Source organism: Mesorhizobium sp. LSJC269B00 (assembly GCF_000502815.1).
In the GTDB taxonomy this organism is placed as follows: Bacteria; Pseudomonadota; Alphaproteobacteria; order Rhizobiales; family Rhizobiaceae; genus Mesorhizobium.
The window spans coordinates 406,947-425,650 of record NZ_AYVN01000002.1 but is presented as its reverse complement, the minus strand read 5'-3'; the positions used below and the strand labels follow the sequence as shown (position 1 = coordinate 425,650).

The 18,704-nt window shown below is 63.9% G+C and carries 15 protein-coding genes; 14 read left to right on the top strand and 1 reads right to left on the bottom strand.

Annotation, left to right across the window (positions count from 1 at the left end; genetic code table 11):
• Positions 1-5: 5 nt before the first annotated feature.
• The 14 genes from X771_RS1000000166415 (at position 6) to X771_RS158530 (ending at position 17,069) form a co-directional block, all read left to right on the top strand.
• A complete protein-coding gene (locus tag X771_RS1000000166415; RefSeq protein ID WP_023668546.1) occupies positions 6-167 on the top strand; it encodes a hypothetical protein in 162 nt (53 codons plus the stop codon).
• 14 nt (positions 168-181) lie between these two features.
• Positions 182-1,576: an APC family permease gene (locus X771_RS158470; protein WP_023668547.1), complete on the top strand. Its 1,395-nt coding sequence runs from the start codon at positions 182-184 to the stop codon at positions 1,574-1,576.
• A 42-nt stretch (positions 1,577-1,618) separates the two neighbouring features.
• On the top strand, positions 1,619-2,308 hold the full coding sequence (locus tag X771_RS158475) for a hypothetical protein (RefSeq protein WP_023687063.1): 690 nt from the start codon (positions 1,619-1,621) through the stop codon (positions 2,306-2,308).
• On the top strand, positions 2,305-2,622 hold the full coding sequence (locus X771_RS158480; RefSeq protein WP_023668549.1) for a hypothetical protein: 318 nt from the start codon (positions 2,305-2,307) through the stop codon (positions 2,620-2,622). The genes X771_RS158475 and X771_RS158480 overlap by 4 nt, the downstream gene beginning before the upstream one ends.
• 84 nt (positions 2,623-2,706) lie before the next feature.
• Entirely contained in the window at positions 2,707-3,603 is an 897-nt protein-coding gene (locus X771_RS158485; protein WP_023687062.1) for a glutamine amidotransferase family protein, read from the top strand.
• A gap of 4 nt (positions 3,604-3,607) precedes the next feature.
• Positions 3,608-4,336, top strand: coding sequence for a GXGXG domain-containing protein (locus X771_RS158490; protein ID WP_023668551.1), 729 nt, complete (start codon positions 3,608-3,610; stop codon positions 4,334-4,336).
• 6 nt (positions 4,337-4,342) lie between these two features.
• On the top strand, positions 4,343-5,671 hold the full coding sequence (locus tag X771_RS158495; RefSeq protein WP_023687061.1) for an FMN-binding glutamate synthase family protein: 1,329 nt from the start codon (positions 4,343-4,345) through the stop codon (positions 5,669-5,671).
• Between the two features lie 30 nt (positions 5,672-5,701).
• Entirely contained in the window at positions 5,702-7,009 is a 1,308-nt protein-coding gene (glnT, locus tag X771_RS158500) for a type III glutamate--ammonia ligase (RefSeq protein WP_023684436.1), read from the top strand.
• Between the two features lie 36 nt (positions 7,010-7,045).
• Complete coding sequence (locus tag X771_RS158505; RefSeq protein ID WP_023668554.1) at positions 7,046-8,299, top strand: sarcosine oxidase subunit beta family protein; 1,254 nt, start codon at positions 7,046-7,048, stop codon at positions 8,297-8,299.
• A 15-nt stretch (positions 8,300-8,314) separates the two neighbouring features.
• A complete protein-coding gene (locus tag X771_RS158510) occupies positions 8,315-8,590 on the top strand; it encodes a sarcosine oxidase subunit delta (protein ID WP_023684437.1) in 276 nt (91 codons plus the stop codon).
• Positions 8,591-8,827: 237 nt separating this feature from the next.
• On the top strand, positions 8,828-11,809 hold the full coding sequence (locus X771_RS158515) for a sarcosine oxidase subunit alpha (protein WP_023687060.1): 2,982 nt from the start codon (positions 8,828-8,830) through the stop codon (positions 11,807-11,809).
• A complete protein-coding gene (locus tag X771_RS158520) occupies positions 11,802-12,428 on the top strand; it encodes a sarcosine oxidase subunit gamma family protein (RefSeq protein WP_023687059.1) in 627 nt (208 codons plus the stop codon). Before X771_RS158515 ends, X771_RS158520 begins: the two co-directional genes overlap by 8 nt.
• A gap of 255 nt (positions 12,429-12,683) precedes the next feature.
• Positions 12,684-15,053 (top strand): aminomethyltransferase family protein, encoded by a 2,370-nt coding sequence (locus X771_RS158525; RefSeq protein ID WP_023687058.1) that lies wholly within the window; start codon positions 12,684-12,686, stop codon positions 15,051-15,053.
• A gap of 306 nt (positions 15,054-15,359) precedes the next feature.
• A complete protein-coding gene (locus X771_RS158530; protein ID WP_023668560.1) occupies positions 15,360-17,069 on the top strand; it encodes an APC family permease in 1,710 nt (569 codons plus the stop codon).
• A gap of 61 nt (positions 17,070-17,130) precedes the next feature.
• Here the strand turns inward: X771_RS158530 and X771_RS158535 are convergent, their stop codons facing one another.
• On the bottom strand, positions 17,131-18,486 hold the full coding sequence (locus X771_RS158535) for an LLM class flavin-dependent oxidoreductase (protein WP_023687057.1): 1,356 nt from the start codon (positions 18,484-18,486) through the stop codon (positions 17,131-17,133).
• Positions 18,487-18,704: the final 218 nt, after the last annotated feature.

The window sequence follows — 18,704 nt, the reverse complement described above, 5'->3', positions numbered from 1 at the left end:
CGCTCATGTGGGTCGCACTCTCTTACGCATCGTGGGGCATCTCGGTCGTGCTTGCGCTGTGGATGCTCTACGACTGGTTCAAGATCGACACGACCTATTCCGAGGAGGTGCTGACTTCCTCGCGCGAAGGCGAGCTTGAAGCCGCTTCCGAAAAACACCGGATCTGAGTGGGGATTGAACAATGACGATCACGCTTGAACCGGCAATACACGGCGACAGGGTTTCACTGCTACGCGTGCTCGGCCCGGCCCATGTCTGGGCGCTTGGCGTCGGCATCGTGCTGGTCGGCGAATTCACCGGCTGGAATTTCTCGGCCGACAAGGGCGGCGCACTGGCGGCGCTGATCGTCTGCTGGGTGGTCGGGCTCTTGTACACTTCGGTCGCCATGATCGACTCCGAGGTGACATCGACGGTTGCCGCCGCCGGCGGCCAATACGCGCAGGCCAAGCACATTGTCGGGCCGCTGATGGCCTTCAACGTCGCGCTGTTCCTGGTCTTTGCCTACACCATGCTGGAGGTTTCGGACGCCATCCTGCTCGGCGACACCATCGTCGCCAAGGCCGGCGTCGAAGGGCTCACCCACAACTCCTTCATTGCCGCCACCATCGTCGTGCTGGCATGGCTGAACTATCGCGGCGTGCTGATGACGCTCAACGTCAACTTCGTCATCACGGCGATAGCCTATGTCTCGATCGTTATCCTGTTCTTCTCGGTCAGCCCCTGGACGCAGGGTGCTGTGCTGAAGCTCAACGAACTGGTCACCCCCGGCAATGCGCTGCCCTATGGCTGGATCGGCGTCATCGCGGCCTTCCAGTTCGGCATCTGGTACTATCTCGGCATCGAAGGCACCACGCAGGCCGCCGAGGAAGTGCGCTCGCCGGCGCGTTCGCTGCCTTACGGCACCATGGCCGGCATGATCACGCTTTTGATCGCCGCCGCCATGACCTGGTATGTCTGCGCCTCGCTGATGCCCTGGGAGTACCTCGGTATCACCTATTATCCCTTGTGGGACGCCGGCAAGCTGACCGGCAGCCCGCTGCTGGAAAACCTGTTGTTCGTCGCCACGCTGCTCGCGGCACTGGCGTCGGCCAATGGCTGTATCAACGATGCGGCCCGCGCGTGGTTCTCGCTTGGACGCGACCGCTATCTGCCGACATGGTTCTCGGCCGTGCACCCGAAATACCGCACGCCCTATCGCTCGATCCTGTTCCTGTTGCCGATCGCGCTCGCCTTCGCCTTCATCGCCGACCTCAACCAGGCGATCACCTTCTCAATCCTGTCGGGCGTGCTGCAATACACCTTCATGAGCATAAACATCATGATGTTCCGCAAAAAGTGGCCGCTGGGCACGATCCGCCGCGGCTATACGCACCCGTTCCACCCGATCCCGGCGATCGTGCTGTTTTGCCTCTGCGTGGTGACCTTCTTTGCGATCTTCCTCGGCTACGGCACGCAGCTGATCGCCATGGTCGCCTTCTACTTCCTGATCTCGCTGTGGTTCCACTTCTACCGTTACCGCTATGTGCGCCGCGGCGACCAGTTCACCATGCCGTGGCCGAAGCCGCAGGGCTATTGACAGGAGAGGGCCTGCCGGTCTGGGCGGGCATGGCGTGACGAGGTGTCTGACGTGACGACAGCATTGCTGGCCGGGGCGGTCGCCGTGGCTCTCGTCCTGCACCTCGCCTGGCATACGCGCGCCAGCCGCAAAAAGGCCAAGGCTGATCTTGCAGCCGAGGCAGCCAGCATCCAGACCGTCATCACAGATGCCGTTGATGTCTCCGATGGCACAGCCGGCGTTGTCACCTGGGCCGGCACATGGAACGGACAGCGCGTGCAGCTGCGCACCATCGTCGACACGCTGGCAACGCGAAAGCTGCCGGCGCGATGGTTGAGTGTCACGATCACAGAGCCGGTTGCGGTGCCGGCGACCTTCGACATGATGATGCGGCCGGGCTCGCCGACGACCTTCTCCAATTTCGATCATCTTCAGCATACGCTGCCGAAGGCTCCGGGATTTCCGGCTGAAGCCGTGCTGCGAACCGACCTCAGGGCGGCGCGCTTTCCGCAGAACCTGATCGCCAGCCATCTCGACATCTTTGCCGAAGGCCGCGCCAAGGAACTCTTGATCACCCCGAACGGCGTGCGCATCGTCTGGCTGCTGGCCGAGGCCGAGCGGGCGCGCTACGGCGTGTTCCGGCAGGCCGCATTCGGCGGCGCAAGGCTGGATCCAACGCTGGTCGAGAGACTGCTGACCTCGGCCTCAGTGCTGCGCGATGCCATCAACCGACAGGAAAGGCAGGTCGCATGAGCGCACCCGCACCGACAAACCCGTATCTGGTGCTCGGCGCTGCCATCGTCTTACCGGCCAGCGGCCACGTCATTCTGGGCGTGCCCGTGCGCGGCCTGCAGTTCCTGTTCTTCATGGTGATCCTCGCCTGGGTGACGGCCAAGATCGCGCCGGCCGATGCCAGCTTCGTCGGCCGCCACGCCGGCGGCTTCCTGATCTATGCGCTGTCGATCCTCGATGCCTACAGAATAGCCCGCATCCGCACCGCCACATGGATTCACAGCGCCCGCGACGGCGGCGATAGTTCACAAGGCCGCATCGAGCCGGATACGTAACTACAGGAATATTTTTTTCATACGATTGAATTCGCACGACGCATTCGATACATCATCGTCTAGTGGTAACGTCGGGAGGCTGACATGTGTGGAATCGTCGGACTTTTTCTGAAAGACAAGTCGCTTGAGCCGCAGCTCGGCTCGATGCTGTCGCAGATGCTGATATCGCTCAGCGATCGCGGCCCCGACAGCGCCGGCATCGCCATCTATGGCGCGCCTTCCAGGAATGAAGCCAAGATCACCATCCAGTCCGCGAAGCCCGAGCGCGATTTCCGCGGCCTCGACGCCGAACTCGCGAAGGCCATCGGCGCGCCGGTGAGCATAGCGGTGAAGTCCACCCATGCAGTGTTGAGAACCGCGCCCGACAAGGTCGATGCCGCGCGCGAAGCGCTGCAGTCAATCCGCCCCGACGTGCGCATCATGGGCGCCGGCGAAGCGGTGGAAATCTACAAGGAAGTCGGTCTGCCGGAAGCGGTCGTCGACCGCTTCGACGTCCGCTCGATGACCGGCACGCATGGCATCGGCCATACCCGCATGGCGACGGAATCGGCCGTCACAACGATGGGCGCGCATCCGTTCTCGACCGGCGCCGACCAGTGCCTGGTGCACAATGGCTCACTGTCCAACCACAATAATATGCGGCGTGAGCTGGTGCGGGAGGGCATGAAATTCGAGACCGAGAACGACACCGAGGTCGCCGCCGCCTATCTCTCGTCGCAGATGGCGCATGGCAAGAACCTCGGCGAGGCGCTGGAAGGCACGCTGTCCGACCTCGACGGCTTCTTCACCTTCGTCGTCGGCACCAAGAACGGTTTCGGCGTGGTGCGCGATCCGATCGCCTGCAAGCCCGCCGTCATGGCCGAGACCGATCAGTATGTCGCCTTCGGCTCGGAATATCGGGCGCTGACCAAACTGCCCGGCATAGACAATGCGAGGGTCTGGGAACCGGAACCCGCAACCGTCTATTTCTGGGAGCATTGAGCTCATGCCGGCAACCAAACTTTCGAAGGCGGCGCAAGACCAGGCGTCCCGGGTCTTCGATCTCGACGTGTCGTCGCTGCGTGAACTGAACCAGGCGCTGCACAATCTGACGCCCGGCTCCAACGAAACGGCGTGGGAAGTGCTGCACCCGAAGGGCAGCCATTCGGTTGCCGTCGGCGTCGACCAGCCTGTCAGCATCGATGTGCGCGGCAGCGTCGGCTACTACTGCGCCGGGATGAATGACGGCGCTGCCATCACCGTGCACGGCTCGGCCGGGCCTGGCGTCGGCGAAAACATGATGTCGGGCTCGATCGTCATCAAGGGCGACGCCAGCCAGTATGCCGGCGCCACCGGCAAGGGCGGGCTGCTCGTCATCGAGGGCAACGCCTCGTCGCGCTGCGGCATCTCGATGAAGGGCATCGACATCGTCGTGCACGGCAATATCGGCCACATGTCGGCCTTCATGGCGCAGTCCGGCAATCTGGTGGTGCTGGGCGATGCCGGCGACGCACTTGGCGATTCCATCTACGAAGCGCGGCTGTTCGTGCGCGGCAAGGTCGAAAGCCTGGGCGCCGACTGCATCGCCAAGGAGATGCGGCCCGAGCATATCGAACTGCTGCAGGGACTGCTCGACCGCGCCGGCGTCACCGGCGTCAAGCCGTCGGAATTCAAGCGCTACGGCTCGGCGCGCACGCTCTACAATTTCAATATCGACAACGCCGACGCGTATTGAGGCAGCATGACCTACAAGAACCCGCCGACGACGCCGCGCAAATCCGCGACCTTCGACGACTACACGCTTTCCGAAATCCGCCGCGCCGCGGCGACCGGCATCTATGACATCAGGGGCGCCGGGGCCAAGCGCAAGCTGCCGCATTTCGACGACCTTTTGTTCCTCGGCGCCTCGATCTCGCGCTATCCGCTGGAAGGCTATCGCGAGCGGTGCGACACGTCGGTCGTGCTGGGCTCGCGCTATGCCAAGAAGCCGATCGAGCTGAAAATCCCGATCACCGTTGCCGGCATGAGCTTCGGGTCGCTGTCCGGCCCGGCCAAGGAAGCGCTCGGCCGTGGCGCTACGCTCTCAGGCACGTCGACCACCACGGGCGACGGCGGCATGACCGAGGAAGAGCGCGGCCATTCCAAGCAACTGGTCTACCAGTACCTGCCGTCACGCTACGGCATGAACCCCAGGGATTTGCGCCGTGCCGACGCCATCGAAGTCGTTGTCGGCCAGGGCGCCAAGCCCGGCGGCGGCGGCATGCTGTTGGGACAAAAGATTTCCGACCGCGTCGCCGAAATGCGCACGCTGCCGAAGGGCATCGACCAGCGCTCGGCCTCACGCCATCCCGACTGGACCGGGCCGGACGATCTCGAGATCAAGATCCTCGAGCTGCGCGAGATCACCGACTGGGAAAAGCCGATCTACGTCAAGGTCGGCGGCGCCCGCCCCTATTACGACACAGCACTTGCGGTGAAGGCCGGCGCCGATGTCGTCGTCGTCGACGGCATGCAGGGCGGCACGGCGGCCACCCAGGAAGTATTCATCGAAAATGTCGGCCAGCCGACGCTTGCCTGCATCAGGCCGGCGGTGCAGGCGCTGCAGGATCTCGGCATGCACCGCAAGGTGCAGCTGATCGTGTCGGGCGGCATCCGCAATGGCGCCGACGTCGCCAAGGCGCTGGCGCTCGGCGTCGACGCGGTGTCGATCGGCACGGCAGCGCTCGTCGCGCTCGGCGACAACGACCCGCGCTGGGAGGCCGAATACAATGCGCTCGGCACCACCGCCGGCGCCTATGACGACTGGCACGAGGGTCGCGACCCCGCGGGCATCACCACGCAGGACCCCGAACTGATGAAGCGGGTCGATCCGATCGCCGCCGGACGGCGGCTGGCGAACTACCTCAAGGTGATAACGCTGGAGGCGCAGACCATTGCGCGTGCCTGCGGCAAGAACAGCCTGCACAATCTCGAGCCCGAGGATCTCGTAGCCCTCACCATCGAAGCCGCCGCCATGGCTGGCGTGCCGCTGGCCGGCACCAACTGGATACCGGGGAAAAACGGCTTCTAAAAAACACATCAAAATAAGCGAGGAACTATAATGGGGAACGATCTCGCCGCATTCGCCAAAGAGAACGGCGTCAAATATTTCATGATTTCCTACACCGACCTGTTCGGCGGCCAGCGCGCCAAGCTGGTGCCGGCGCAGGCGATCGCCGACATGCAGAAGGACGGCGCCGGCTTCGCCGGTTTCGCCACCTGGCTCGACCTCACGCCGGCGCATCCTGATATGCTGGCGGTGCCGGATCCGGATTCGGTGATCCAGCTGCCGTGGAAGCCCGATGTCGCCTGGGTCGCCGCCAACTGCATCATGGACGACAAGGAAGTCGAGCAGGCGCCGCGCAACACGCTGCGCCGGCTGATCGCGGAAGCCGCCACTGACGGCATGCATGTCAAGACTGGCGTCGAGGCAGAGTTCTTCCTGATCTCGCCGGACGGCAGCGTCATCTCCGACAAATACGACACGGCTTCAAAACCCTGCTACGACCAGCAAGCGGTGATGCGCCGCTACGATGTCATCGCCGAGATTTGCGACCACATGTTGGCGCTGGGCTGGAGCCCCTACCAGAACGACCATGAGGACGCCAACGGCCAGTTCGAGATGAACTGGGCTTTCGACGATGTGCTCGCCACCGCCGACAAGCACTCCTTCTTCAAGTTCATGGTCAAGTCGGTGGCCGAGAAACACGGCCTGCGCGCGACCTTCATGCCAAAGCCTTTCCAGGGCCTGACCGGCAATGGCTGCCACGCCCATATTTCGGTCTGGGACAAGGCCGGCAAGGTCAACGTCTTTGCCGATAACGCGATGGAACTCGGCCTGTCGGCCAAGGGCAAGAATTTCCTCGGCGGCATCATGAAACATGCCTCGGCGCTGGCCGCCATCACCAACCCGACGGTGAACTCCTACAAACGCATCAACGCGCCGCGCACCATTTCGGGCGCCACCTGGGCGCCGAACACGGTGACCTGGACCGGAAACAACCGCACTCACATGGTGCGCGTGCCCGGCCCCGGCCGCTTCGAGCTGCGGTTGCCGGACGGCGCCGCAAACCCTTATCTGCTGCAGGCCGTCATCATTGCCGCCGGTCTCGACGGCATCCGCTCCAAGGCCGATCCCGGCAAGCGCTACGACATCGACATGTACCAGAACGGTCACACTGTGAAGGGCGCGCCGAAGCTGCCGCTCAACCTGCTCGACGCGCTTCGCGAATACGACAAGGACAAATCGCTCAAGGCGGCGCTGGGTGAGGAATTCTCGTCGGCTTATCTAAAGCTGAAGCAACAGGAATGGAATTCCTATGCTTCGCACTTCACGCAATGGGAGCGCGACCACACGCTGGACATATAATCGTCCTAGCGGTGCGAGCGACCTCGGAATGACCTGATGAAATATTCGATCTTCTCGCTCGCCCGTGCTGCCCTTTCCGGCCACAAGAACTGGCAGCGCACCTGGCGCGATGCGGCGCCCAAGGACCACTACGATGTTGTGATCATCGGCGGCGGCGGCCATGGGCTCGCCACCGCCTGGTTCCTCGCCAGCGAGTTCGGCATCAGAAACGTCGCCGTGCTGGAAAAGGGCTGGATCGGCTCCGGCAATGCCGGCCGCAACACCACCATCATCCGTTCCAATTACGGCCTGCCCGGCAATACCGGCTTCTACGAGCTTTCGATGAAGCTTTGGGAGCGGATGGAGCAGGACCTCAACTATAACGCCATGGTCAGCCAGCGCGGCGTCCTCAACCTCTATCATTCCGATGCGCAGCGCGACGCTTATGCGCGGCGCGGCAACACCATGCGCATCAATGGCATCGATGCCGAACTGCTCGACCAGGCGGCGCTGAAGAAGATGCTGCCGTTCCTGAATTTCGACCATGCGCGCTTTCCCGTGCAGGGCGGCCTCCTGCAGCGCCGCGGCGGCACCGCGCGGCATGACGCGGTGGTCTGGGGCTATGCCCATGCGGCGAGCGAACTCGGCGTCGACATCATCCAGAACTGCGAGGTCACCGGCTTTGTCCGGGACGGCAACGGCAAGGTGACTGGCGTCGAGACGTCGCGCGGCAAGATCGGCGCCGGCAAGGTCGGCATGGCAGTCGCCGGGTCATCGTCGCGTGTCGCAGCGATGGCGGGCATGCGCCTGCCGATCGAAAGCCATGTGCTGCAAGCTTTCGTCTCGGAGGCGATCAAGCCGCTCATCCCCGGCGTCATGACCTTCGGCGCCGGGCATTTCTATGTCAGCCAGTCGGACAAGGGCGGGCTGGTCTTCGGCGGCGACATCGATGGCTACAATTCCTACGCCCAGCGCGGCAATTTGCCTGTCATGGAAGATGTCTGCGAAGGCGGCATGGCGCTGATCCCGATGATCGGCCGCGTGCGGCTTCTGCGCCAGTGGGGCGGTATCATGGACATGTCGATGGATGGCTCGCCGATCATCGACAAGACACCGGTCGACGGGCTCTACCTCAACGCCGGCTGGTGTTATGGCGGCTTCAAGGCGACGCCCGGTTCCGGCTTCGTCTTTGCCCATCTTCTGGCGCGTGACGAAACGCACAAGGAGGCGGCGCTGTTTCGGCTCGACCGCTTCCAGCGCGGCGCCATGATCGACGAAAAGGGCCAAGGCGCCCAACCGAACCTGCATTGAGGCGGCCGGAACAAGATGCGTATCACCTGTCCTTTCTGCGGCGAACGCGAACTCGGCGAGTTCAGCTATCTCGGCGATGCCAAGCCTGTACGGCCGGCGGCGGATGCCGGCGAAGATGCCGTCTACGACTATGTCTATCTGCGCGACAACATCGCCGGCGTGATGGCAGAGAACTGGTATCACGGCGGTGGCTGCCGGGCCTGGCTGAAGGTCACCCGCAACACGCTGACGCACGAGATCTCGGCGGTGGAACCGGCGGCGGGGGCTGGTGCGAGCCAGGTGGAGACATGAGCTATTCTGTCGAGACCACAGCCGTCGCGAAAAGCGCCAGCCCCCTACCTCCCCCTTGTGGGGAGGTCGGACCGCAGGTCCGGGTGGGGGTCGGTGCCGCACCCCCCCCCCCCCCCCCNGGGGGGGGGTCGGTGCCGCACCCCCACCCCGCTGCTGCGCAGCGACCCTCCCCACAAGGGGGAGGGTGAAGAGCGCGACGGTCCCGCCTGGCATTGGATCGATGAGAGGCCGGCCATCGTGAGTTCCAGCCAATCCCATCGTCTCACATCCGGCGGTCTCATCGACCGCTCGGCGCCGCTCAACTTCCGCTTCGATGGCAAGAGCTTCTCCGGCTTCCAGGGCGACACGCTGGCGTCGGCGCTGGTCGCCAATGGCGTCAAGCTGGTCGGCCGCTCGTTCAAATACCATCGTCCGCGCGGCATTCTGACTGCGGGCTCGGAAGAACCCAACGCGCTGGTCGAACTGCGCACCGGCGCACGGCGCGAGGCCAACACCAAGGCCACGACGGCCGAACTCTATGAAGGCCTCGAAGCGGCCAGCCAGAACCGCTGGCCGTCGCTGCGCCACGATGTGATGTCGGTGAACCAGCTGTTCGCACCGATCTTCGTCGCCGGCTTCTACTACAAAACCTTCATGTGGCCGGCAAAATTCTGGGAAATGGTCTACGAGCCGGCGATCCGACGCGCCGCGGGTCTGGGTCGCGCGGCGGTCACCCCCGATCCGGATCACTACGACAAGGCCTGGGCGCATTGCGATGTGGTGATCGCCGGCTCTGGTCCGGCCGGTCTCGCCGCCGCACTCGCTGCAGGCCGCAGCGGTGCGCGCGTCATCCTGTGCGAAGAAGATTTTGCGCCCGGCGGCCGTCTGTTGTCGGATGGCGGCACGATCGACGGTCTGCCGGCCGCGGAGTGGCTGTCGCGCACACTGGCCGAGCTCAGCTCGATGCCGGATGTCCGCATCATGACCCGCACGACCCTGTTCGGCGTCTATGACGGCGGTACCTATGGCGCGATCGAGCGGGTCAACGATCATCTGCCGGTGCCGCCCGAGCATCAGGTGCGCCAGCGCCTGTGGCGCACCGTGGCCAAGCGCTGCGTCGTCGCCGCCGGCGCGATTGAGCGTCCCATCGTCTTTGCCGGCAATGACACGCCCGGCGTGATGATGGCGTCCGCCATCCGCACCTACGTCACACGTTATGCGGCGACGCCGGCAAAGCGGATCGCGCTGTTCACCAACAATGAGGATGGCTGGCGCACGGTCGAGACGGCACTCGGCGCCGGGCTGCAGATCGCGGCGGTGATCGACGCGCGGCCTGACGTCTCGCCTGCCCATCGTTCTCTCGCTTCCATGAACGGCTTCACCGTGCTGCATGGTTCGGTCAGCGGCGTCGACGGCGGCAAGGACGGCGTAAGAAAAATAGCGGTGTCGCTGACCGGCGGCGCGCGCGCCGAGGTCGAGGCCGACGGGCTTGCCGTTTCCGGCGGCTGGAATCCGGCGGTCGGGCTCACCTCTTACCATCGCGGCCGGCCGAAATGGCGAGACGACATCGCCGCCTTCGTGCCGGACGGCGCGCCGCCCGGTATGGTCGCCGCAGGTGCGGCTAACGGCGACTTCGGGCTAGGCGCCTGCCTGCGCGCAGGTTTCGAGGCCGGCGCCGCAGCGGCGCGGGACGCGGGACGCAATGGCAATCCGGGCTCTGCAGCTGTTGCCGGCGACGAGTCCTTCTCACTGACCCCGCTCTGGCACGTCGCCGGCAAAGGCAAGGCCTTTGTAGACCAGCAGCATGACGTCACCGCGTCCGACATCGAGCTGGCGCAGCGCGAGGGTTTTGAATCGGTCGAGCATCTGAAGCGCTACACCACGCTCGGCATGGCGACCGACCAGGGCAAGACGTCCAATGTCGCCGGCCTCGCCATCATGGCGGCGGTGTCGGGCAAATCCATTCCCGAGACCGGCACGACCATCTATCGCCCGCCGTACGTGCCGGTCGCCATCGGCGCCTTTGCCGGCCACCATCGCGACGAAAATTTCCATGCGACGCGGCTGACGCCGTCGCATCACTGGGCGGCCGAACAAGGCGCGATCTTTGTCGACACCGGCCTGTGGAAGCGCGCGCAATGGTATCCGCGCGCGGGCGAGAAGGACTGGCTGGAATCGGTCACCCGCGAGGTCAAGGCGGTGCGCTCGGGCGTCGGCTTCTGCGATGTCTCGACGCTGGGCAAGATCGATGTGCACGGCCCCGATGCCGGCGCCTTCCTCGACCGCGTCTACATCAACACCTTCTCAAACCTTGCCGTGGGAAAAGCCCGCTACGGGCTGATGCTGCGCGAGGACGGCCTCGTCTATGATGACGGCACGACCTCGCGGCTGGCCGAGGACCATTATTTCCTCACCACGACCACGGCGAAGGCCGGGCTGGTGATGCAGCATCTCGAATTCTGCCGGCAGGTGCTATTCCCCGAACTCGACGTGCAACTGACCTCGGTCTCCGACCAGTGGGCGCAGTTCTCGATTGCCGGGCCAAGGACGCGAGACCTGTTGAAGGAAATCGTCGACCCTGCCGAGGACCTTTCGAACGAAGGTTTTCCCTTCATGGGCGTGCGCGAAGTCGCTTTGCGCGGCGGCATCAAGGCGCGGCTGTTCCGCATCTCCTTCTCCGGCGAGATGGCGTTCGAGATTTCGGTGCCGGCGCGTTACGGTGAAGCGATGGCACGCAATTTGATGCTGGCGGGAAAACCGTTCGGCGTGACGCCGTATGGCACAGAAGCCCTCGGCGTCATGCGCGTTGAAAAGGGCCATGTCGCCGGACCGGAACTGAGCGGCATGACGACCGCCGCCGATCTCGGCCTCGGCAAGATGATGTCGACCAAGAAGGATTTCATCGGTCGCGTCATGGCCGGCCGCGAGGCGCTGGTGGCGCCGGACCGGCAGGTCGTGGTCGGCATCAAGCCGATCGACAAGGCGCGCCGCCTGCGCTCCGGCGCGCACATCATCCCGAAGGGCCAGACGCCCGGGCCTGATAACGACCAAGGCTACGTCACCTCGGTCTGCTTCTCGCCGACGCTCGACCAGTGGATCGGTCTCGGCCTTGTCGAGCGCGGCCGCGAACGCATCGGCGAGATCGTCCACGCGCATGATCCGCTGCGCGGTGAAGACTATGATGTCGAGCTCTGCAATCCCGTCTTCTACGATCCCGATGGAGGGCGCCAGCGTGGCTGATTTTTCCTGGGATGTTCGTAGCCCGCTCGAGCGGGCACTTGTTGTCGGGCCTTACGGCGCGAACGGCAATGTCGGCGTGTTGCTGACCGAAATCCGCAATTTCGACCTGATCCAGGTGATGGCGCGGCGCGGCAAGGCGGGAGATTTGGCCAACGCTGCGAAGGCAAGCTTCGGTGTTGCGGCTCCTGAGACACCCAAGGCGGTGCAGACTTCGGATGCGACGCTGATCTGGTCGGGACCGGACCAGTTCTTCGTGCTGTTGAAGGGCGGCAAGCATGGGACTGAAGCACTCGCCCAGACGTTCGCGTCTTCCGCTTCGCTATCGGACCAGTCGCATGCGCGAGTGCTGATCAGTATCTCCGGTACCAAGGCGCGGGCGATGCTGGGCAAGCTGTCGTCGATCGATCTGCATCCCGATGCATTTCTGGTTGGGGCGGCTGCCGCGACCTCGATGGATCACACCAGCGTCACGCTCTGGCGCGGGAATGACCGGCCGGATGGGCAGGCGGTGTTCAACGTGCTGATGTTTGCGACATTTGCTGAAAGTCTGTGGCACACGATGCTGGATTCGGCGGCGGAGTATGGTGTCGAGATCGGGCATTCCGAGGATTTGGCGTAGCGCTTGTGCGCTTCTTCCTTCTCCCCTTGTGGGAGAAGGAAGATCGGCGCGTTAGTGCCGAGACGGATGAGGGGTGTTCCAGGGTACGCCAACGTCTCACCGCTGGAACACCCCTCATCCGTCGCCTGCGGCGACACCTTCTCCCACAGAGGGAGAAGGGGGAGCCAGCCTTGCCAAACGCAACTGCGCTGCTATTCTTGCAGCTAAAGTAATTTTACACACAGGCAAACTTGTTTCTCGAACCGCAAGGCTGAGATGAGCCAGTCGCCCTACCCTTCAGTGACAGCCGGGCCGCCCCGGCCAAGCCTCATCCTGCGGCCCGGCCAGATCGCGCTGCCGCCGGGCATGGAGCGGTATGCGGCCCCCGGTAACGGCGCGGTGCTGATCGATATCGAGGCCGGCGATACATTTGCCATCCGCAATGTCGAGGGCGGCCAGGCCTGCGAGCTTTTGGCCTGGGACAAGTCAGGCGCCACCGACCCCGCCATCTTCGGCGAAAAGTCCAATAGCAATGCCGCCGGGATCAAGGCGCTATTGGCCGAGGGCGACGATAGCCTCGCTTCCGTGCGCCGCGGACTCGAGCGCCGCCAGGTGCAGCTTGACCAGGCCAAGGCGGTGCGCGTCTTCGGCGGCGCCACGCCGGCAGGCACCGAGCAGGCCTTCACCGTCGCGCGCGATGGCGGCTTGCTGATTGCAGCGCCTAGCGGGCCGATGCTGGTCGACGGCCACGACACGGCAACGCCGCTCACCGTCATCGTCCGCCGTGCCACGGTGCGCCTGAAATCGAAATCGCAGCTCGCCGATCCGCTCGCCGATCCGGTGCTCGATTTGCGCGTCCATTCGGCAACAGCCGAATCCTATTTCGTCAAGGCCGGCGACTATCTGCAGATCATCGACGTCGATGGCCGCCAGTGCACCGACTTCCAGTGCTTTTCTGCGCGCAAGCTGGACAAGGGTCTCGACCACCCGCTCGACGTGACGACGACGCGCACTCTGATGGGATCGAGCTATCCGATGCCCGGCCTGCATTCGAAATATTACGACCAGGACATGGAGCCGCTGGTTGAGGTGGTGCAGGACACATGCGGCCGGCATGACGCGTTCGCGCTGGCGTGTGCCGCCAAATATTACGACGACATCGGCTATCCCGGCCACACCAACTGCTCGGAGAATTTCAACCGCGCGCTGGCCGACAAGGGTGTCACCCCACGTGCCGGCTGGATGGCGATCAACTTCTTCTTCAACACGGCGATCGACGCCCATGGCGTCATGGTGTCGGATGAGCCGTGGTCGCGCGCCGGCGACTATGTCCTGCTCAGGGCGCTCACCGACATCGTCTGCGTCTCCTCCGCCTGTCCCGACGACACGACACCGGCCAATGGCTGGAACCCGACCGACATCCATGTGCGAACCTATTCCGGCCAACACAAATTCTCGCGAGCGATCGCCAGACGCATGACGCCCGATTCGGAACCGAAAATGACCCGCGAGACCGCCTTCCATTCAAGCTTCGCCAAGCACACCCGCAACTTCGTGGAATACCGGGGTTATTGGCTGGCCAATTCCTTCGCCAAGGAAGGCGCCATCGCCGAATACTGGGCCTGCCGGCAGGATGCCGTGATCATGGACCTGTCGCCGTTGCGCAAGTTCGAGGTCACCGGCCCGGATTCCGAGGCGCTGCTGCAATACACGCTGACCCGCGACGTCAAGAAGCTCGGCGTCGGCCAGGTCGTCTATTCCGCCATGTGCTACGAGCATGGCGGCATGATCGACGACGGCACGCTGCTGCGGCTCGGCAAGGACAATTTCCGTTGGGTCGGCGGCGACGACCTGTCCGGCGAATGGCTGCGCGACACCGCGAAAAAGCTTGGCCTCAACGTGCTGGTGCGTTCCTCCACCGATCAGATGCACAATGTCGCTGTCCAAGGGCCGAAGAGCCGTGACATTTTGCGAGAGGTGGTCTGGACCTCGCCGCTGCAACCGTCGATCGACGAACTCGAATGGTTCCGCTTCGCTGTCGCGCGCATCGGCGGCGGCAATGGCATTCCGGTCGTGGTGTCGCGCACCGGTTATACCGGCGAGCTCGGCTACGAAATCTGGTGCCACCCACGCGACGCCGAAAAAGTGTTCGATGCCATCTGGGAGGCCGGCCAGCCGCACGGGCTGAAGCCGATGGGCCTGCAGGCACTCGACATGGTGCGCATCGAAGCCGGGCTGATCTTCGCCGGTTACGAATTCTCCGACCAGACCGACCCGTTCGAGGCGGGCATTGGCTTCACCGTACCGTTGAAGGCCAAGACCGACGATTTCATCGGCCGCGAGGCTCTGATAAGGCGCAAGGAACATCCGCAGCACAAGCTCGTTGGCCTCGACATCGACAGCAATGTCGCCGTCGGCCATGGGGATTGCGTCCATATCGGCCGCGCCCAGATCGGTGTCGTCACCTCGGGCATGCGCTCGCCGGTGCTGAACAAAAACATCGCTCTGGCGAGGCTTGACGTCACCCACGCGGCAATCGGCACAGAGGTGGAGATCGGCAAGCTCGACGGTCATGCCAAGCGGCTGCCGGCGCGCGTCGTGGCCTTCGCCCACTACGATCCGCAAAAGACCAGGCCGCGATCCTGAGGGTTGCACCCCCGGCCCTTCGCAGGCTCAGGGCGTTCGAAGCTCGAAAGCAATTGGCTTTCCGTCCGCTACCGCGGACCGCTTCTCACCCCACAAGGGGAGAAGGACAAAGCGAGCGTTTCGCAACCGTGATGTGCACGACGCCACAAATCACTTGACGTGAAAGCGCGCCGGATCAATCTTCACTGTTAAGAAAAAAATACGACTGAGTGGAAACACTGGAGTCGTGCGGTCATGTACCGGGGAACAAGCTTCGCGAAGCCGAGGCATCACCGGCCGGGAACACAAAATGGGGAATTCAGACAGATGAGCACGATTACCACTGCCCTGGAGCAGCCCGCTGAAGGCAAGCTGCTCCGCAACATCGACTGGCGCGGCGCCTTCTGGGTGGCGAGCGGCGTTCCTGCCCTTGTCCTGTTTTCGATCGGCGGCATTGCCGGAACGACGGGAACGCTGGCCTTCGGGATCTGGATCGCTTCCATGATCATGGGCTTCCTGCAATCCTTCACCTATGCCGAGATCGCCGGCCTGTTCCCGAACAAGTCGGGCGGCGCCTCGATCTACGGCGCCACCGCCTGGCTGCGTTATTCCAAGTTCATCGCGCCGCTGTCGGTGTGGTGCAACTGGTTCGCCTGGTCGCCGGTGCTGTCGCTGGGCTGCTCGATCGCCGCCGCCTATATTCTCAACGCGCTGGCGCCGGTGCCGCTGTTCACCGAGGCGTCGCCGGACGTCGTCGCCTATATCGCGGCGCATGCCGGAACGGTGCCTGCCGACGCCATCGCCGCGGTGACCGCGGCGGCCACGCCGGCGATCCGCAACTGGACGCTGTTCAGCCACACGCTAGGTCCTGTCTCCTTCACCCTCAATGCCACTTTCTTCATCGGCGCGGTGCTGATGCTGATCATCTTCTCGATCCAGCATCGCGGCATTCTCGGCACCGCCAATGTGCAGAAGTATATCGGCCTCCTGGTCATCATCCCGATGCTGATCGTCGGTGTCGTGCCGATCGTCACCGGCCAGATCAACTGGGCGAACTTTTCGCCGCTGGTGCCGCTGGCGGCGGCTTACGCGCCGGAGCCCGGCTCGTGGAACATTGCCGGCTGGACGCTGGTGCTGGGCGGCATGTTCATCGCCGCATGGTCGACCTATGGTTTTGAGACCGCCGTCTGCTACACATCGGAGTTCAAGAACCCGGGCACCGACACGTTCAAGGCGATTTTCTATTCCGGCCTGCTCTGCATGCTTCTGTTCATCCTGGTGCCCTTCACCTTCCAGGGCGTGCTGGGCCTCAACGGCATGCTGGCGACGCCGATCGTCGACGGCTCGGGTGTCGCCGATGCACTGGCCGGCATGGTCGGGGGTGGCGCATTGATCCACAGCCTCTTGGTGATGCTGATGATCCTGGCGCTGGTGCTGTGCATCATGACGGCAATGGCCGGCTCGTCGCGCACGCTCTACCAGGGCTCGGTCGATGGCTGGCTGCCGCGCTATCTCAGCCACGTCAACGAGCATGGCGCGCCGACGCGCGCCATGTGGACCGATCTCGTCTTCAACCTGATCGTGCTGGCCATCGCCTCGGCCGACGCGACGAGCTTCTTCTTCATCCTCGCCGTGTCGAACTGCGGCTACATCATCTTCAACTTCCTCAACCTCAATGCCGGCTGGATCCACCGCATCGACAACGGCCACATCAACCGGCCTTGGAAGGCGCCGAGCTGGCTGCTCGGCCTCGGCGCCATCTTCGCCTATGTAAACGCCATCTTCATGGGCGCCGGCGCCAAGGTGTGGAACCCGATGGCGCTCTGGGCCGGCCTGATCACAGCCGCCTTGATCATCCCGGTGTTCTGCTACCGGCACTACGTCCAAGACAAGGGCAAGTTCCCCGACCACATGCTGGCCGACCTCGGCATGGCGGGCGCAGACCTCTCGGTCAAAAAGGCAGGCATGCTGCCCTACCTGACGCTGGTCGCCGGCCTGGTGGTGATGCTGCTCGCCAACTGGTACTTCGTCATCTGAAAGTGATGGCTGAAAAGAATGGGCGCGCTTCGGCGCGCCCGTTTCTTTTTGTGGCAGGACGTCAGCCGGCCTTGCGAGTGGCCGCTTCGGAGCCTTCGAAGAACCGGTTCGGCGGACGCTTCAGGCCGAGATTCTCGCGCAAGGTGGTGCCCTCATACTCGCGCCGGAAGAGCTTTCGCCGCTGCAGCTCGGGCACCACCTTCTCGGCGAAGTCATCGAGCCCGGCAGGCAGATAGGGGAACATGACGTTGAAGCCGTCTGACCCCTCGGCAACCAACCATTCCTCCATCGCGTCGGCGATGGTTTTAGGCGTGCCGACTAAGGCAAGGCCGGAATAGCCGCCGAGCCGCTGCGCCAGCTGGCGGACGGTCAAATTCTCCCGGCGCGCCAGCTCGATGACGCGCTCGCGGCCGCTCTTCGAGGCATTGGTCTCGGGGATTTCGGGCAAGGGCGCGTCGGGGTCGAAGGCCGACGCGTCATGGCCGAGCGCGATCGACAGCGAGGCAATGCCGCTCTCGTAATAGACCAGGCTGTCGAGCTTGGCGCGTTTGGCCTGTGCTTCCTCGACACTGTCGCCGACGATGACGAAGGCGCCGGGCAGGATCTTGGTGTCGTCGCGCGAACGGCCGAGCTTCTCGGCCCGGCTTTTGACATCGGCAAAGAAGCGCTGCCCAGCCGCCAGATCGGAATGGGCGGCGAAGATCACCTCCGCCGTTTCGGCTGCCAGCTGCCGCCCGGCCTCAGATGCGCCGGCCTGGACGATGACCGGCCAGCCCTGCACCGGCCGCGCAATGTTGAGCGGGCCGCGCACCGAGAGATGCTCACCCTTATGGTCGAGCACATGCAGCTTCGCGGGATCGAAATAGAGCCCGCTCTCGGCGTCGCGGATGAAGGCGTCGTCGGCAAAGCTGTCCCAGAGGCCGGTCACCACATCGTAGAATTCCCGCGCATTGTGATAGCGCTCGTCGTGCTCGACATGCTCGTCGAGGCCGAAGTTCAGCGCGGCGTCGGGATTGGATGTGGTGACGATGTTCCAGCCGGCGCGGCCGCCGCTGATATGGTCGAGCGAGGCGAAGCGACGGGCAATGTGATAGGGCGCGTCGAAGGTCGTCGATGCGGTGGCGACAAGGCCGATATGATCAGTGACGGCGGCGAGCGCCGACAGCAGCGTGAACGGCTCGAACGAGGTCACCGTGTGGCTGCGCCGTAGCGCCTCGATCGGCATGTTGAGAACGGCCAGATGGTCGGCCATGAAGAAGGCGTCGAACTTCGCCGCCTCAAGCGTCTGCGCGAAGCGCTTCAGATGGGCGAAGTTGAAGTTGGCATCGGGATATGAGCCGGGATAGCGCCAGGCCCCGGTGTGAAGACTGACCGGACGCATGAAGGCGCCGAGCCGCAATTGCTTATTGTCTACCATGGGATGATCACCTGATGCGAATGAGCGTTGCCGCTCCGATATGTAAGCAGGATCGGACGGCTTTGCCGTCCTGGAAAGGAATTCTGTTTTGCAAAACCGGCGCCGCGAAGCATTTTCATACAGGTGGCCGTTCAACCTATTTTGATGAACCCGCCTGGTGTTGAGATACTTGCCTGGGTGCTCGGTGCCACCGGCAAGGAGAAAGCCAGAACGCCGCA

Coding starts and splice junctions, on each gene's coding strand:
- X771_RS1000000166415 (WP_023668546.1), top strand. CDS start 6: ATGTGGGTCGCACTCTCTTACGCATCGTGGGGCATCTCGGTCGTGCTT.
- X771_RS158470 (WP_023668547.1), top strand. CDS start 182: ATGACGATCACGCTTGAACCGGCAATACACGGCGACAGGGTTTCACTG.
- X771_RS158480 (WP_023668549.1), top strand. CDS start 2,305: ATGAGCGCACCCGCACCGACAAACCCGTATCTGGTGCTCGGCGCTGCC.
- X771_RS158485 (WP_023687062.1), top strand. CDS start 2,707: ATGTGTGGAATCGTCGGACTTTTTCTGAAAGACAAGTCGCTTGAGCCG.
- X771_RS158490 (WP_023668551.1), top strand. CDS start 3,608: ATGCCGGCAACCAAACTTTCGAAGGCGGCGCAAGACCAGGCGTCCCGG.
- X771_RS158495 (WP_023687061.1), top strand. CDS start 4,343: ATGACCTACAAGAACCCGCCGACGACGCCGCGCAAATCCGCGACCTTC.
- glnT (WP_023684436.1), top strand. CDS start 5,702: ATGGGGAACGATCTCGCCGCATTCGCCAAAGAGAACGGCGTCAAATAT.
- X771_RS158505 (WP_023668554.1), top strand. CDS start 7,046: ATGAAATATTCGATCTTCTCGCTCGCCCGTGCTGCCCTTTCCGGCCAC.
- X771_RS158510 (WP_023684437.1), top strand. CDS start 8,315: ATGCGTATCACCTGTCCTTTCTGCGGCGAACGCGAACTCGGCGAGTTC.
- X771_RS158525 (WP_023687058.1), top strand. CDS start 12,684: ATGAGCCAGTCGCCCTACCCTTCAGTGACAGCCGGGCCGCCCCGGCCA.
- X771_RS158530 (WP_023668560.1), top strand. CDS start 15,360: ATGAGCACGATTACCACTGCCCTGGAGCAGCCCGCTGAAGGCAAGCTG.
- X771_RS158535 (WP_023687057.1), bottom strand. CDS start 18,486: ATGGTAGACAATAAGCAATTGCGGCTCGGCGCCTTCATGCGTCCGGTC.